The following is a 16818-nucleotide window of genomic DNA, read 5'->3' as shown; positions in this document are numbered from 1 at the left end:
ATATACTGTTAGTAGCTGCAGGGATTGTACAGCTTTATGAAAGAAACGGATATAACAGGCATTGCAGATATGTTGGGGGCTCGTCGTAGCGGAAATAAGCGAACCGTGCTGATATTGGGGGCGCACGCAGGAGCCTTCTTTGAAAATATGGGACTCTATGAGCACGTGAGTAAGTATAGTATGCGCTCATTTGAGAGATTATCTGTACTTGAAAAGTTTGAGGAATGCTTTAAGATATTACGGGATAGATTTAACGAGTCGGATGTGGATACGCTGCTGCGCGTGGCGGTTAAGGACGAAAAGAGCTTGGTGGCACGGGAAGAGGATGACTGTGTGGCTGAGCTGGTCAAAGAAGGTTATTTTGAGCTGATCATTTCGACCAATATCGATACGATCCTGGAGGGCGCTCTGCGACAGGCCAAGATGCAGGAGCCCTATGATTATAGCGTCTTTAACGTGGGCCGGGATTCGGGTAGTCCGGCAATGCGTACCAGGCCAAAATATGGCCTCCTGCTCAAGCTTTTTGGTGATCTTGGTTCCAGGCAGTATACCTTGATCAAGGAGGAGTTTGATCTGGCCACAGATCGCGAACTTAAGGATTACCTGGAAGAGGTGCTTTGTGGCGATGTGTTGATAGTGGGCTACGATCCGGTCTGGGATGAGCCACTAGAAAGAGCTATTTCAATCTCAGAAAGGAGTAGAGATATTATTTTTGTCGGGGAGGATTTGCCGCCGATAAGCTCAAATATGATCAAGGCGCTGCAGAGGCGCAAAGGCAGCTATCTAGTGGGCAGAGATGGCAGTTATGCCACATTTATGCGCAAGCTCCACCGGCAAATACTTAACAGGCTTCCTATAAGTTATGAAGCCATGAGTAAGATAGGAAATAGATTGCGTAATATAGAAGGGAAGGTGCAAAAATTAGAAGAGCAAATAGAAGTTCTGAAAGAGCAGAACGAAGCTCTGAAGGAAGGACAAACTGAAATCCTGCGAATGCTCAATGCTATGCAGGTGAATCATAAAGAATTTCTAGAGCAGAAAGAATTTCAAAAAGAAGGACAAAATAAAATCCTTGAAGCGCTAAATTCTATATATGTTGAGCAGAAAAAGCTTAACGATAGCGTAAATATAATATATAATGGACATAAAGAGCCAATTAATGAAAAAAGCGAGTTGCGTGCGGAGCAGAAAAATTTAGGCGATGACGTACAAGCGTAATATCGTTAGTTATATCAGCAGGGCAGGTGATCAATGTATCCGGGTAGTTAAGTTTCCCTTCAGTGTTGGCTTGCTGATAGGAAGAAGATCATCCGCAGCAATCAGAATAGGAGCTGTCTGGTATGGAAGGATTTATCAACAGGAATGAGGAATTAACGCTACTCGCAGAAGCAGTCGATACGTTGCAGGATAGGCAGCGCCTTTTGCGCACGCCGGTTGTCGAATTTTACGGTGTTGAGGGCATTGGCAAAACGACGCTCTTGCAGAAAGTAGCGAGTTGGTGTCGCGAAAAACAGTTATCCTATGTCTGGGCTGATGCCAAAAAGCATCCTCCACAACAATTTATCAATGAGGCGAGGGTGCTTGTAGAGAAAGAGGAACCGGTAGTTGCTATTCTGGATTCACTGGAAGCAGCCAACGAAGGACAACTGCACGAGATAGAAGATGGCTTGCACGATCTGGTTGAGCGCAACAATCTTTTTGTCTTGCTGGCCAGCCGCTCGATTCAGCGCTTCGAGAAGACGCGCTCGTTAGCGCGTACGCTCACTGCACGCCTGTTGAAACCTTTGAAGCGTGATGCCTGCCTTGAATTTCTGGGCAGCTATCATAGCGCGATTACGCCTGAGATACGCAACGCCATCTTCGAATGGACGCGGGGCTATCCTCTAGCGATGAATGTGATGACCGATGCTATCGTGCAAGATCACCTGAATCCGCTGGAAGCGTCTGGTCAGCAACTCTTGATACAACTTATCATGCAGAAGGTCGTGCAGGATAAATTGCTAGCTTCTGTCTCGGCCGCCGATTTTGCGCGCTTTGAGACCCTCTTGAGCCTCTTCTCTGTGCCTCGGCGTTTTAACCTCATTCTCATGCAAGATCTTATCAACAATTTCGCCAGTCAATATAGCCTGGAAAATAGTATGGCTTACATTACTCTGCCCTCCACCATTAATCGGGCAGGAGGCGTATTGAACTGGGATTTGGAGCGCTCAGGCTACTGTATCGATGGGCCGGTACGCAATCTTTTCTTGTTAAGATACCAGTTCGAGCAAGGGCAAGAGTATCACGCGATCCACGAATTTCTTGCCGAGAAGAATAAAGCCTATATGCAAAGCGTCACGGGCTCTGACCGGATTCGCTATCTGCGCGAGTACCTGTATCACCTGGCCTTTAGCATAGCTGATCGCGCTTCGCTGCGCTCAATTATTGAGAAACAGATAGAAGATATTAAGCGTCCAGACGATTTCTTACAACTTTACGAAGAATTTTTGCGAGATGAGGAGCTTCAGGAGGCTCTGGGCAAGGATAATGCCAGCTTTGCCATCTCCCTGATGCGTAGAAATTACATAAAAGTATATTGTCATTTGCCGGCTGAGGACCGTAGGGGAAGTTTAAAACAATTTTTTTCTTATACCGTCTCTAATGTAAAAACCGATGATTTTTCCAGGATTTTTGAAGAGGGAATGCGTCAAATTATTAAACAGGAATCTGGTGCCAATGCCACCAAGCTCTATACAGAGCTTCGCGACGATGAGGAGCTAAGATCCATGTTAGAAGAGCATTATGAGGCTGTAATGGCGCGCATTGAGCATGATTTACAGGAGGGATAAGGCGGTATTATGTCTATTGAGCTGCCTGACGAGGACTTTATAGGGCGAGGGCAGGAGATAGCTTTTTTTGACGAATGGCTCAATAGCCAGGAAGCTCCTGCTATCGTCTATTTTCATGATGCGCTTGAAGAAGCCGAGAAAAAAGGCGGCATAGGAAAAACCTGGCTGTTGCGCCGGCTGTATCAACTCGCGCAACAGCAATATGAGCATGTTGTGCCAGTGATGGTAGATTTTTTCAATATTGAGGATCGCGATGGCGTGGTGATCGTGGAGCGCCTTATCAAGGCGATTCAGGCTCATTACCCTCACTGGATACCCGAGGCCTTTCAACGCCAGCTCGCCGAATATCGTAATGCGGCGCAGGGAAGAAGGGCCGAGGCCGCCGGTCTACGCGATGATCTTGGCGATACATTTGCCGCTGATTTGTACCGCTTGCAACAGGATATGCAGCGAGATAATACTTACATCTTGCTCTTCTTTGACACTTTTGAGCGTATTGAGCATAATCCAATCTCCGCTGTGCTGCGCTCATCGCAGACATTTCCTGATACCTATCAATCGAGCCGCGTACGCGCAATCATTGCGGGACGTAATGAAATCAACTGGTCACATCCAAACTGGACAGGACGCGAACACAAAATCATTGTCAGGGAGCTTGCTCCTTTTAGCTATGAGGAAACGCTTCAGTACTTAAACTCAAGACTCTATCACAGCATAAAAGATGTGCCTGAAGAATTCTTGCGCGCACTCTATGAGCGTACCGAGGGGCGCCCGATCTTAATCGGGCTGGTTTCGGATATCTTAAACAAACAGACCCGAGATCTGCAATCTCTGCTTAGTGCGAGCCGCACCATCTTTGAGGCCAGCCTGCTCGAAGAAGTAAATCTTTTTGACAGCCCGAGCACCTGGGCGATCTTTATCATGGCTCACATCTATCATCGCTTTGATGAAGACCTCTTGAGCACTATAATGAATAGCAAAGGTCTGAGAGATCGCTTGCCCCCGATTAAGTATCGCGAGCTACAGGTAATATTGCCAACTTTCTCCTTTATCCGCCATTCTGCTTCCAGCGGCGACTTTGTGCTGCATGATGAGATGCGCAGGCTTGTCAATAAGTATTGCTGGGAGAAGCAGGACATGGATCGCCGCATCCGCTATGAGCTTAGTATGCTGGCGATCGACTACTATACAAAGCTATTGAAGAGCAAATCGCCAGGTGTGACCTTGCAGCAAAGCTATATCGTCGAGATGCTCTTCCACAAACTCTTCCTGGATCTGCAAGATGGCTTTGAGTTCTTTGAGCTGCATTTTATCGATGCTCTTGAGCTCCATCAGCGATCTTTTGCCCGCCTGCTCTTGCAGGAGCTACAAAAATTTACAGCTCAATTGCCGCGTGAGCTCTATCTTCAAATGAGGCTCTATGAGGCTGACCTCTATCGCCGAGAGGACAATACGGCAGCTTCCCTGAGTGTCCTGATCGAACTGGAGGATGAGAGCGCCTGGGCTGAACAAAATCGCTCAGAACTGCTCTATCGCCAGGCGCTGACCTATATGCGCATGAGCCGGTTTTCGGAGGCCATACCCAGTGCGGAGGCTTGCCTACAGCTTGAGCAGAACAATCGAGATAAATCGCGCTATGCCGAGCTCCTGAAAATGTTGGGCTACATTTATCGACGTATGGGCCAGTATGAGGACGCTATGCGCTTCTATCAAGAGAGCTTGATTGTTCATCGCAGTCTGGATGATCAGCAAGAATATGCCAACTTGCTAAACAATATTGCCAATATCCAGTGGATGCAGGGAAAGCTGGAAGAGGCCTTGCGCTCCTGTAAGCTGGCCTTGCGCATTCGCCGCGATCTGGTTAAGCAAGGCGAAGAGAGCGAGATTTCCATTGGCTTAAGTCAAGCCATGCTGGGGCATATCTATCATACCTTGGGAGATGTTATGGCTGAGGAACACGCTTACCAGGAAGCCTTTGACATCTATGCCCGGCGCGGTGAGAAAAGAGGGATGGCGGCTATCTCTAATCGCCTTGGGCGCATACGTATGAACAGAGGAGACCTGGAGCAGGCTTTAAGCTATTTCCAGCAGGCTCAGCGCATTGCCAGAGAGCTCGATAGAGAGACCGAGATCGAAAGCTATAATCAGCTCGGGCGCCTTTTTAGTAAAGAGGAGAAATGGCAGGAAGCTGTAGACGCATTTACGCAAGCTATCGAGCTGGCCCGCAGTTCAGAAGCACATTTCCAGGTCGCCGAGAATCTCCTCTTTCTCGCCGTGGCGCTGGCTCAGCTAGGTCAGCCCTTTAAAGAGCAAATCAAGGAAGCCAAACGCATTGCCCGACAGAATGACTATATATACTTGCTGGCTCGGGCTGGCGATTTCCAGGGCGATATCTACTACCAGCAAGGAGAATATCAGCAGGCCTTCAGGTATTATCGCATAGCTTGCCGGTATATGGCGATGCGCCCTTCCCTTGAATTCGAGAGATTGCTGCGTAAGCTTGTGGATTTAATGTTGGAAATGCCCGGCAGCTTTTTGCCAGGGGTGATCGATTCGTTGCTGGAATATTGGTATGGTCTTGGCCTGGAAAAGAAGCATCCACAATTATTGAACGCCTGTAAGGAGGTAAGCAGGCATATGATCCTATAGCAACTGCCACTTCATTGAACGGATGGATCTGTAACCGGGAGTAGTTACCAGGGAGAATGTGTGATGTATAACATACAGATCCCATAGAATTTCACCTGGCTAGCTACCAACAGGACGATAAAGATGAGAATTTGGCTTGACGCTTTGCCTGACGATAATATTTATGCTAACGAATGTGATAATGAGTGTGCTAACGATTGTAATGCGCCATCTTTTCAGCAATCTATGGCTATCTTGCCTCTTATGGATGGCGATGTGGCAGCAGTACGTTCCCGGGCCTTGCAGCAAGCGAGTCCTCTGCATATCCAGGAATGCAGTCCTGAGCGCTGGCTGGTCTGCAATCCCACGGGCTCAGGTCAGATAGCCGTACTCGACGCCGAAGCGCTAGCGCTCTTCCAACGCTTAAGCTCTCCTTGCACGCTGGCGCAATTGCTTCGTGAGTGGCCAGAGTGGTCGGGAGAAAGCATAGAAAAACTGTTAGCCCTCTTTTATAAGCTGGGATTCCTCAAGTATCCCGGCGCTCAGATCCCCGTTCCGCTTGACAATGGCGTTAAGACCCTCACGGCCTGGCTGCACGTGACCAACGAGTGTAACTTGCGTTGCCACTATTGCTATCTGCAAAAGACACATGAGGATATGTCCGCCGAGACTGGCCGCAAAGCCATAGAAGCCATCTTCAGATCTGCCCTGCGTCACCAGATAAAGCATGTCAGGCTCAAGTATGCCGGAGGCGAAGCAAGCCTGCACCTGCGTAACGTTCTGGCCTTGCATGATTACGCGGCACAGTTAGCACATGAGCATGACATAGGCTTTGCTGCCGTTCTCTTGAGCAATGGCGTGACCATACCGCAGAAAACCATCGAGCAGCTTAAAGCTCGCCAGATTGATGTTATGATCTCGCTGGATGGACTGGGGATATATCACGATAGCCAGCGGCAGTTTGCAAACGGCTATGGCTCGGCGCGCTACGTCCTGCGTACGATTGAGCGCCTGCTAGCTAGCGAGCTAATCCCGCACATTTCTGTGACCGTCTCGCAGCGCAATCTTCAAGGACTACCCGCGCTCATCGAGTATATCCTGGAACGCGATTTGCCCTTCTCGCTCAATTATTATCGGGATAACGAGTGCTCGGCCCATATTGCTGACTTGCGCTTTGCCGATGAACAGATCATTGCCGCTATGCGGGAAGTTTTTGCCCACATTGGCGACAAACTGCCGGCGCGCAAGCTGCTGGGCAACCTGCTAGATAAAGCCAATATGCATCTTCCCCATCGGCGCACCTGCGGCGTAGGACAGAACTATCTCGTCATAGACCAGCATGGTGGCGTGGCCAAATGCCAGGCAGAGATCACCCATATTGTCAGCACTATTCGGGCAGATGATCCGTTGCAAGAAGTAAGAGAAGACAGCTCAGGCGTGCAGGGACCGCCTGTTGAGGAAAAGGAAGGTTGTCGTACGTGTACATGGCGTTACTGGTGTACGGGAGGCTGCCCATTGCTAACCTATAGAGCTACGGGCCGCTATGATGTAAAGTCTCCCAACTGCACTATCTACACCGCCTTATTCCCGGAAGTACTCCTTCTGGAAGCCAGACGCTTATTACAGTATAAAACACCTGTAGAGGTAAGCCCAAATAAGATGTGGGCTCCAGCATTACCTTAGTTGCGGAGGAGAAAGCAAACATGGAAGGGTCACGGTTGTTGATAGGAGTGAGCGCGGGAATCGACCGCGTTCATAGCATAGTCGTTCGCGAAGAAGCTGGCGGAATGTTGTGGTTGATGGGCGAGCATAGATATCGCGAGGTCTTGCGCAATCCAGACCAGACCACCCTTGTCGAGCGTATTCGGCGCAGCGTTGTTGAGGCCGTCGAGGATGCGCAGGTAAGCATGGATGATGTAGCCGCGCTTGGCGTAGCAACCATGGGCCAGATAGACACTGAGAATGGCATACTTCTGCTCCTGCCGCGCTATAATCTGACCGCCATACCGATGCGCAGATTGCTGCAGAACTATTTTGATCTACCTATCTCTCTCCTTAATATCGTGGATGCTCAGGGTATTGGTGAGCATCGGATAGGCGCTGGGAAAAATATAAGTAATCTCGTCTATATACATGTAGGCTACCATATTGGTTCCAGTCTGCTCATCTCCGGCCAGCTCTATAAAGGAACTGGCTATCTGGGTGGCGAGCTGGGCCATACTATTGTTGACATAGATGGCCCAGAGTGCGAGTGTGGCAATAGAGGCTGCCTTGATGCTATCGCCTCCGGTCCCGCAATGGGCAAGAAAATGCGCAGGCTCGTAGCGCAAGGAAGAAACTCTTTGCTCAAAGAAGCCTTAATGCAGGTGCCGTCAGATGTCAGCGGAGCCATGATTGCCGATGCCATTGATCAGGAAGACGAGCTAACAATAGAGGTTGTGGAAGAGGCAGCTCGTAGCTTTGGCCTGGGCCTGGCCAATATCTTTAACTTATTGAATCCCGGTATGGTCATTCTTGGCGGAGAAGTGATTAACGAGATAGACCTGTTTTTTGAGACCGCCGTAAGCGTGGCCCGGGAGAAATATCTCTATAGAGACATCAAGAATATGTCGATTGTGCGCGGCATGCTGGGCACGACGGCTGGCGCTTATGGGGCTGCTGTTTATGCCAGGCAAGCTCTGCAAAGGAAGGAGGATGCCCCATCTTCATAGTGTGGCCCCGTCTATAGCCAGGGTTGCCATCGTAGTGTATACTATGACTCAATGTCAAGTTAAGCCTGAATTAAGAAGGTGTAGGCTGTCTTCCCCTACCGGAGATGAGCGAGGACAAGCGAACCCTTGCTTCTAGGTAAATCATGAGTTGCATTGGTACTGCCGGACATGTCGATCATGGCAAATCAACCTTGGTGAAAGCATTAACGGGCATCGATCCTGATCGCCTGGCTGAAGAAAAAGAGCGCGGAATGACCATAGACCTTGGCTTTGCCTGGCTAAAATTGCCGGGTGGGCGCGAGGTCAGCATTGTAGATGTTCCGGGTCATGAGAGCTTTATTAAGAATATGCTGGCGGGCGTAGGGGGAATCGATGCGGCCCTGTTAGTGGTAGCCGCCGACGAAGGGGTCATGCCCCAGACGCGTGAACATCTTGCCATTCTTGATCTGTTAGGCGTAAGGCGGGGAGTTGTCGCGCTGACAAAGATCGATCTTGTTGATGAAGAGTGGCTTGAACTGGTGCGTGAGGAAGTAAGCGAGCAGCTTGAGCCAACCTTGCTCAAGGATGCGCCGATCTTGCCGGTTTCGGCCTATAGCGGTCAGGGTTTGCCCGAACTGCTGCAGAGGCTAGATTCCATCCTTGATGAGGCGCAGGAGCGGCAAAACGTGGCGCGCCCTCGTCTACCCATTGATCGTGTCTTTACCATGACCGGTTTTGGTACTGTTGTGACAGGAACCCTGCTTGATGGCGTATTTAAGGTAGGCCAGGAAGTAGAGATACTGCCACGGGGCATCAAGACCCGGCTACGCACGTTACAGACGCATAAGCAGCAGCTCGAAGTGGCGCAGCCCGGAAGTCGGGTAGCGATGAATCTGGCAAATGTAGCGCGTACAGAACTGGCGCGTGGCGATATAGTAGCGCTACCGGGCCAATTGCACACATCTATGCTGGTGGATGCACGTATCCAATTGTTGGCCGATGCGGCGCGACCGCTTACGCACAATATGCAGGTGGATTTCTATTGTGGCACGCAAGAGATTCCAACGCGCGTGCGTTTACTAGATGTTGAGGAATTGCAACCGGGCAAAAGTGCGTGGGCGCAGCTACGTTTTAGTCGGCCGGCGGCCATAGTGCGTCGGGAGCGCTTTATTCTGCGTGTGCCTTCGCCGAGTGTAACGATTGGAGGCGGTGAAGTCATCGATGTGCGACCACGCTATCATCGACGCTTTCAGCAGCCGGTTCTGCTAGAACTGGAACGCTTGTTACATGGCTCGCCGGAAGAGCTAGTGCTTGCTGCTCTTGATAGAGGAGCAGGAGTGCGAGCACCTTCTGCAAAGGCGCTGCCAGCAGGGAGCAAAGCAAGCAAGCGTTTAAGCGGGTATGATTTTGCCGACATCGTTAAGCAGTGCAATTTGGCTGAAGATGTGACACAATTTACATTAGAGACGTTGTTAACAGAGAGAAGGGTGTGCAAGGTCGGGGGGTCCTGGTTTGCGCAACACATCTGGGATGCGTTGGTAGAGGAAGCGGTGCGCCTGGTGAGCGAGCATCACCGGCAATATCCGCTCCGTAGTGGTCTCTCTAAAGAGGAATGGCGTGCGCGTTTAAACCTCTCACCGAAGATGGCAGCAGAAGTTTTTACAGTGCTGCAGACCCAGGGGCGGCTAGAAGCGGTCCCGGAGGTTGGGAGTGGGCATGCGGAGGCTTCATCACGGACAGGAGGCCTTATTCGCTTGCCCAATTTTATACCGCGCTTCACCGCTCGTCAAGAACAACAGGTTGAACAATTGGTGCGCCGCTTCCAGCAAAGTTCTTATACACCGCCGGGGAAAGTAGAAGCTGAAACGATGACGAGCCCTGAGGTGGTGACGGCGCTGGTAGAACAGGGGCGCTTCGTGAAATTAGGCGATGGTATACTATTTCTACGGGAAACGTACGATGACGCTATAGCCAGGTTGATGACCTATTTGCGAGAACATGGCAAGATGACTGTAGCCGAGGCACGCGATGTATTGGGGACGACACGAAAATATATCCTGCCTCTTCTGGAACATCTGGATGCGCTGCATATAACGCGCCGTATGGGGGACGAGCGCGTGCCAGGCCCGGCAGCGCTCCGCTCTGGCGCTTCAGCGAAGGAGTCGTGAAAGGTTCAGAAAGTGTAAGGTTACAATACAGCAAACCCCTACTTTTGTATAAAATGTTCCATTCTATCGCAGAATAGGTTAAAATAATGGCGCAATATGTGAACATAATACTTTTGCCCGGAAACCCTATAGAGGGAGCTACTATATAAATCTGGTGCCATTGGCCTGTGCTTTTGGTTGTAGTAGGTGTAGCTCTTGTCCCGTGGACGGGGCCGCGACAAGGGCACCCTGATGTAGGACGACCTGCTGGATACGCCAAGCGGGGTATCTGGAAAGCGGTTGCCTGACTGGCAGAGAATGGCGGCTTAATAAGCGCCTGTACAGTGCGGAGTGCTATGCAAATCGAAGTTTTGGGTGAGCGATACCAGTTACAAGATCCCATAGGACGTGGCGGCATGGCTACGATTTACCGCGGACGTGATCTGCGCATGGACCGCGTTGTAGCCATCAAAGTGCTGCGTGAAGTTTATAGCACCGACCCGAAGTTTGTGACACGCTTCCAGCGAGAGGCGAGGGCTGCATCATCTTTGCAGCATCCCAATATCGTGCAGGTCTACGATTATGGGCAGAGTGATGGCAATTACTTTATTGTCATGGAGATGGTTGAGGGCACAGATCTGCGTCGTTATCTTCGCTCGCGCGGAATGCTGGCTATTGATCGGGCTATCATTATCGCTCATGATGTTGCCCTGGGTCTGGGGGCTGCGCATCGCCGGAGTATTGTCCACCGCGATGTGAAGCCGCAGAATATTCTCGTGGGTCGCGATGGCTCTATCAAGCTGACTGACTTTGGTATTGCCAGCGTCTATAAAGATATCAATGCCGAACGCCTTACGACAACGGGCATGACGTTGGGTACGGTGCAGTATTATGCGCCAGAACAGGCTCAGGGCGAGATTGTGAGCCCTGCCGCCGATGTGTATGCTCTGGGCATTGTGATGTATGAGATGCTTACGCAGCGTACGCCTTTTGATGGTGATACTCCTGTGGCTGTGGCTATGCAGCACATTCAGGAACCACCTGTGCCACCCAGCCAGCTCAATCCGAATATTCCTCCCGCTCTTGAAGAGATTATTCTACGTTGTCTGGAAAAAGTGCCTGGGATGCGCTTCCCCGATGGCAGCGCGCTGGCTCGCGCTCTTGAGATGCTTGGCGATGAGGAGGCCAATAATGCGACGATGATCAGCTCGACTGGCGCGTTCGCTCCCAATAGTGGGCCTACTCCACAAGTCTCTTCGCCTAACAACGGAGCTTATGTTGCGCAGTCTAATTCCTCTCCTAACAATATGATGGCCCCCGAGTATATGAATGGGGGCAGGAAAATGGCCTGGCAACTTTACGCAATGATCAACCCTATACTTACTCTCCTCAGCAAGCCCCGGTTTCTGGTGCTGATTATAACCAGCTTCCTTACAGTGCCCCTGACGTGGGCTCTTCTGGGGTGACGCGCCCTTTCCAAAAAGGCGCTATGGGACGCGCGGGTGTTGTGGGGGAGCAACGCGATTCTCGTTTTGCAAGCGTTATTACTATTCTTATTCTTCTTGCAACGCTATTATTATTAGGGTTTAGCGTCTATCTGGCTGCTGAGCTTAATTTTATTAATATCCCGGGTATCTCGGGTGGCCAGCCAACGGCGACTACGCCACAGACTTTACAGGTACCTCAGCTCGTAGGTAAGAGCCTGAAGGATGCTCAGGATATCGCGGGAAAAAATGGCTTTACGTTGAGAATCAGTAATGGGATGACTTCCGGAACCGTGACAAAGCAAGATCCGGCCGCCGGAGCTGCCGTCCCTGCCAATTCGACGATTTCGATAGACTTAGCTGAAGCCACGCCTACAGTAACTGTACCTAATGACTTGGTTGGTAAGTCCCTGGGAGAGGCGGAAAAGATACTTTCCCAGACTCAGTATGCGAACTGCGTCTCCCTCCAGGTTGTTGGGGTCAATGCTAATCTGCGCGTTCTGCCTGAGCAAATTGTGAAGGATGTTCAGCCTAAGGCCGGCACTTCGCTCAAGTGCGATCCGAACCAGCCGCTGGTGTTGCTTGTGGATAATAGCGTTCCGACGCAGACGGTACCAACGCCGACGCCTTCGCCGACGCCTTCGCCGACCCCTACAGACGAGCCGTCACCAACGCCAACAAGACACCCAAAGCCAACGCGAACGCCTAAGCCAGATCCAACGGTGACGGTTTCACCCGGCGATGGTTCGGCTGTCTCGACTACTCCCGGTACTCAGGTAACTTCTGGGACTGGTGGAAATAACGGAAACAATACAAACAGGTGAGAAAAATAGATACATGTATATGTGTTGATGTTGGGAGGATTTAGGACCGTGAAGGGGCCAGTTCTGGGTAGCTAGACCTGGAACTGGCCTTTTTATAGTTGGTGGACCCCAGAAGGAATAGTCTCTCTTTATGAATTGAGCAAGGCAAGTTAAAGAGCGCGAGAAGTCGGCTGGAAGAGCGAACTTGTGAGCCGCCAGGGCCCATCTTTTCAGCGGTTCTATAAATGTATCCTGTATGTGCAAAACCATCGTATGTAAGATATAATAAGGGGTGTTACATAATGGATGCCCCGTATATGTCTTTATAATATGATGTACCAAAGCATTATGCATGTCGGAGGCCCAGAAAGCAGGTAATTTACATGGATAGACAGCCGGGTAACATGCACTGGCTACAAAATAGTAACGACAGGCAGCAATTTCGCCCAGGTACTTCCGGGCGCCCAAATGGACCAGGTTCTCCAAAGCGGCCAACTAACACACTCAATCGCTGGCTGTTCCTGATCGTTGCTGCCATGCTGGTTGTGTATATATTCAGCTACTTTAACTCAGCTAACAATGCGAATAACGCGCCACAGGCAGTAGACTTGCCATATAATACGTTTTACCAGCAAATCGATGCGAAAAATGTTAAGTCGGCTACATTTGTTGGGCAAAGCGATATTATGGGGGAATTAAATAACCCGATAGAAAATCGGACGCAGTATCATGTAGTACAACTTCCCAACGGGGATGACCAGTTGCCTCAGAAGCTCATAAATAGTGGCGCTGTTGTCTCTTATAAGCCACCTCCTGATAACGGTTTCTGGCTAAACCTGCTGATCACATTTCTACCCTGGGTCTTTTTGATTGGTCTCTTCGTCTTCTTTAGCCGGCGTGCGTCGCAGGGCCAGCAAGGCATTTTCAGCTTTGGCAAGAGCAAGGCCAAGTTGATCCTTGAGGATCGCCCGAGCACGACGTTTGCCGATGTTGCTGGCGTAGATGAGTCAAAATATGAGTTGCAAGAGGTTGTGGAGTTCCTTAAGACGCCCCAGAAGTTCCAGCGCCTGGGTGGAAAGATCCCGCGTGGCGTGCTGCTGGTAGGCCCTCCGGGAACCGGTAAAACGCTGCTGGCCCGCGCCGTGGCCGGTGAGGCTGGCGTGCCCTTCTTCTCTATGAGCGGCTCGGAGTTTGTGGAGGTGCTGGTTGGTGTAGGTGCCAGTCGCGTGCGTGATCTGTTTGATCAGGCCAAGAAGGCAGCTCCGAGCATCATCTTTATCGATGAGATTGACGCGGTGGGCCGTCAGCGCGGTTCCAGCATCAATACAAATGATGAGCGTGAGCAGACCTTGAACCAGTTGCTTGTGGAGATGGACGGCTTTGACAACCGACAGGCGGTAGTCGTCATTGGGGCCACCAACCGTCCCGATGGCCTCGACCAGGCCTTGTTGCGTCCTGGCCGCTTCGATCGCCGTGTCACTGTCGATCGTCCTGATTGGAACGGCAGGCTGGCCATTCTTAAGATTCATTCGCGCAATGTTCCGTTGTCTGCCGACGTTGATCTTGTCGCGGTGGCGCGTTCTACCACCGGCATGGTAGGTGCAGACCTGGCTAATCTGGTGAATGAGGCGGCCCTGCTGGCAGCTCGGCGCAATCTGGATCGCGTGCCTCAGCGCTGTTTTGATGAGGCTCTTGATAAGATCCTTCTGGGCGCTGAACGTCCGTTGGTGCTCAGCGATGAAGATCTCAATGTAACTGCCTATCATGAAGGTGGCCACGCCCTGACGGGTCTTATCTGTGAGGGAACCGATCCGGTAACTAAAGTGACCATCGTACCGCGTGGGCAGGCGCTTGGCGTCACCATGTATACGCCGCTTGATGATCGCTACAACTATTCCAAAGAATACCTGACAACCCAGATCGTGACCGCTCTGGGTGGGCGTGCCGCTGAGCAGGTGGTGTTTAACCGTGTGACGACTGGCGCCGAAAACGATCTGCAGCGCGTGACGGCGATAGCTCGGCAGATGGTAACGCGTTGGGGCATGAGCGAGCGACTGGGCGTAGTCTCGTTTAGCGAGCGCGAGAGCCCATTTGCGGGCGGTGGCAATACTGGCGCTCCCACCGACTATAGCGAGGATACTGCTGAGTTGATTGATGATGAGGTCCAGCGTATTGTGCGCGCGTGCTACGAGAAGGCCATCAACATCTTGACTACCTATCGGCCATCGCTCGATCGTATTGCGCAGGAGTTGCGTCGCCACGAGACGATTGATGCAAAGCAGTTACACACCATTCTGGAGGAGACAGGAGCTCCTTTAGCGTCTTCGCAGCTGCAGCCGCAGCCAAACCAGCCGGCGCAGACGTTAGCTCCGCCGCCTCCCGTTACTCCACCGGCTCCGCCAGAAGTGAGCTAAGAGCCGTGATACGGAAGCTGAGTCCCAGGGAGGCTTTGCCCTCCCTGGACTTTTTTTATCTTTACTCGCTGCGCTCAAGAAACGTACGCATACCTGGATAATCCTGCATGATTTGATCCAGCACTTCTGGAGCCAGGGCCATAAAGGTTCCCTGTGCTTCAGCTAGAATCTTGCTCTCGTCGTCGGCAAGCGTGACAGCTCCGGTGGCCTGGATCATTCTGCCTTTCTGTTTGCCCAGCGCAGCGCGTACTCGTAGTAAGGGGCCATAGGGCACGTAATGGCGATAGCGTATCTCCAGGCGCCCTGTCATTGACCAGGCCGGCTGCTCAGTAAGCATAGAGGTGCGGTTCAATGCTTCATCGAGCACTGTGGCAATGATGCCCCCATGAATCACGCCAGGGAACCCTTGATGTTCTGGCTGAGGATGAAAGTCGGAGACGACCGTACCGTTATCAAGGCGGAAAGTCATGTGCAAGCCAAAGGGGTTCTGCTTCCCGCAGGCGAAGCAAAGTTGATAATCGCTGTTCTCGTTAAGTTCCATATCCCATACTCTCTTCGATAAAGGTATCCTTGAGTCTACCATATGGCTCTCGCACGAGCAAGCATACTCTACACTAACTGCCTGCATCATTGACCGCTGCTATTTTTATACGTTATGCTCTATGCATGTAGCTCCAACTAGCATAGACAGGAGAGCCAAATATTATATTTTTATGGGCCTGAGTTTTTTCGCCAGCCCTGATTCTTAGGAGATTACACTATGCTCATACCCGATAAGCAGCGTAAACGTATGAATAATACCTATGTGCTTGACGCCGAAGATCCTGCAGAGGTGGCCCGCTTGCTTGACCAGGATAGAATTCTCACTGAGAGTATGGGAGGTCTATTTTCGGAACAGAGCGATCTAGCTGAAGTTGTTGAGGTGCTTGACATCGGCTGCGGCCCTGGTGGATGGGTACATGAGGTGGCCCGTAGCTATCCGGCCATGGAGGTGACGGGAGTTGATATCAGTAGGACGATGATAGATTATGCGCGCGCCCATGCTCGGGTACGTAAGATCCCCAATGCGCACTTTCAGGTTATGAACGCACTTGAGTTTCCCCTGGCCTTTCCTGCTGCCTCCTTTGATCTTGTCAATATTCGCATGCTCACTGGCGTAGTTCCTCCTCGTTTGTGGAATTCGCTCCTGGCTGAATGTCGCAGGCTCTTGCGCCCCGAGGGTGTCGTGCGCCTGAGTGAGGCCGAGTGGGGCTTTACAAATATGCCGGGCCTTGAAACGTTTTGCGCGTTAATGAATCAGGCGATTCAGTTGGAGCTACATAGTTTTTCGCCCACGGGACGACATCTAGGCGTCACGCCAATGATGAAGCTATTTTTACGGAGAGCTGGCTTTCAGCATATTGGTCAGAAAGCTCACGTGCTCGATTACTCCGCTGGCTCTCAGGCCCATGGGGGAGTGGCAGACGACTATAAGCTCTTGATGCAGCTTTCCCGGCCTCTTTTTCTGCGCACCCGGGTTGCCAGCCAGGAAGAGCTTGATGCTCTCTATGAGCAGGTTATGGATGAACTGCAGGAAGAGGATTGCTGTGCGCTTAGCTTTATCCTGACAGTATGGGGGCGCGCTCCATTGTAATTGTTAGCTGGGAGGGAGCAGGCTGTACTTTGCGTGGCAGCTTGCTGAGATAGGCGTATAGCCGGGTGCGGGAAGATCTGGCTTGTCTAGCTACCCTATGAGACGAAGCAGGCGTCTTATTCGTATTTCTAACAGAAGCTTATCCTTAGAAGAAGAGCTGCATTTTTGTGCGCGATTCTTAAGTATATTGT

11 protein-coding genes are annotated in these 16818 nt (G+C 51.2%); 10 read left to right on the top strand and 1 reads right to left on the bottom strand.

Going from position 1 to position 16818, the window contains the following annotated elements:
- The first annotated feature begins 36 nt into the window (after nucleotides 1-36).
- The 9 genes from EPA93_RS29665 to ftsH all read left to right on the top strand — a co-directional run bounded on the left by EPA93_RS29665 (nucleotide 37) and on the right by ftsH (nucleotide 14994).
- Nucleotides 37-1218 carry an SIR2 family protein gene (locus EPA93_RS29665; protein WP_129890991.1) on the top strand — a complete coding sequence of 394 codons (1182 nt, stop codon included), beginning with the start codon at nucleotides 37-39 and terminating at the stop codon, nucleotides 1216-1218.
- A 122-nt stretch (nucleotides 1219-1340) separates the two neighbouring features.
- The gene (locus EPA93_RS29660) at nucleotides 1341-2828 is read left to right on the top strand and encodes a P-loop NTPase family protein (RefSeq protein WP_129890990.1); all 1488 of its coding nucleotides are present in this window, start codon (nucleotides 1341-1343) and stop codon (nucleotides 2826-2828) included.
- Between the two features lie 9 nt (nucleotides 2829-2837).
- Nucleotides 2838-5477: a tetratricopeptide repeat protein gene (locus tag EPA93_RS29655; RefSeq protein ID WP_129890989.1), complete on the top strand. Its 2640-nt coding sequence runs from the start codon at nucleotides 2838-2840 to the stop codon at nucleotides 5475-5477.
- 123 nt (nucleotides 5478-5600) lie between these two features.
- Complete coding sequence (locus tag EPA93_RS29650) at nucleotides 5601-7139, top strand: radical SAM/SPASM domain-containing protein (protein WP_129890988.1); 1539 nt, start codon at nucleotides 5601-5603, stop codon at nucleotides 7137-7139.
- Nucleotides 7140-7159: 20 nt separating this feature from the next.
- Nucleotides 7160-8167: an ROK family protein gene (locus tag EPA93_RS29645; RefSeq protein WP_129890987.1), complete on the top strand. Its 1008-nt coding sequence runs from the start codon at nucleotides 7160-7162 to the stop codon at nucleotides 8165-8167.
- 143 nt (nucleotides 8168-8310) lie between these two features.
- Entirely contained in the window at nucleotides 8311-10314 is a 2004-nt protein-coding gene (gene selB / locus EPA93_RS29640; RefSeq protein ID WP_129890986.1) for a selenocysteine-specific translation elongation factor, read from the top strand.
- Nucleotides 10315-10649: 335 nt separating this feature from the next.
- Nucleotides 10650-11759, top strand: a complete 1110-nt coding sequence (locus EPA93_RS29635; RefSeq protein ID WP_129890985.1) for a protein kinase domain-containing protein — start codon at nucleotides 10650-10652, stop codon at nucleotides 11757-11759.
- Nucleotides 11760-11782: 23 nt separating this feature from the next.
- Entirely contained in the window at nucleotides 11783-12601 is an 819-nt protein-coding gene (locus EPA93_RS29630) for a PASTA domain-containing protein (RefSeq protein WP_129890984.1), read from the top strand.
- A gap of 362 nt (nucleotides 12602-12963) precedes the next feature.
- Nucleotides 12964-14994, top strand: a complete 2031-nt coding sequence (gene ftsH / locus EPA93_RS29625) for an ATP-dependent zinc metalloprotease FtsH (protein WP_129890983.1) — start codon at nucleotides 12964-12966, stop codon at nucleotides 14992-14994.
- Nucleotides 14995-15055: 61 nt separating this feature from the next.
- Here the strand turns inward: ftsH and EPA93_RS29620 are convergent, their stop codons facing one another.
- Nucleotides 15056-15535 (bottom strand): PaaI family thioesterase, encoded by a 480-nt coding sequence (locus EPA93_RS29620; protein WP_165423479.1) that lies wholly within the window; start codon nucleotides 15533-15535, stop codon nucleotides 15056-15058.
- 219 nt (nucleotides 15536-15754) lie between these two features.
- Between EPA93_RS29620 and EPA93_RS29615 the strand changes: the two genes are divergently transcribed.
- On the top strand, nucleotides 15755-16627 hold the full coding sequence (locus EPA93_RS29615) for a methyltransferase domain-containing protein (RefSeq protein WP_129890981.1): 873 nt from the start codon (nucleotides 15755-15757) through the stop codon (nucleotides 16625-16627).
- Nucleotides 16628-16818: the final 191 nt, after the last annotated feature.

The organism is Ktedonosporobacter rubrisoli (assembly GCF_004208415.1).
GTDB classification, from domain to species: Bacteria; Chloroflexota; Ktedonobacteria; order Ktedonobacterales; family Ktedonobacteraceae; genus Ktedonosporobacter; species Ktedonosporobacter rubrisoli.
This window is presented reverse-complemented; position numbering and strand designations above follow the sequence as displayed.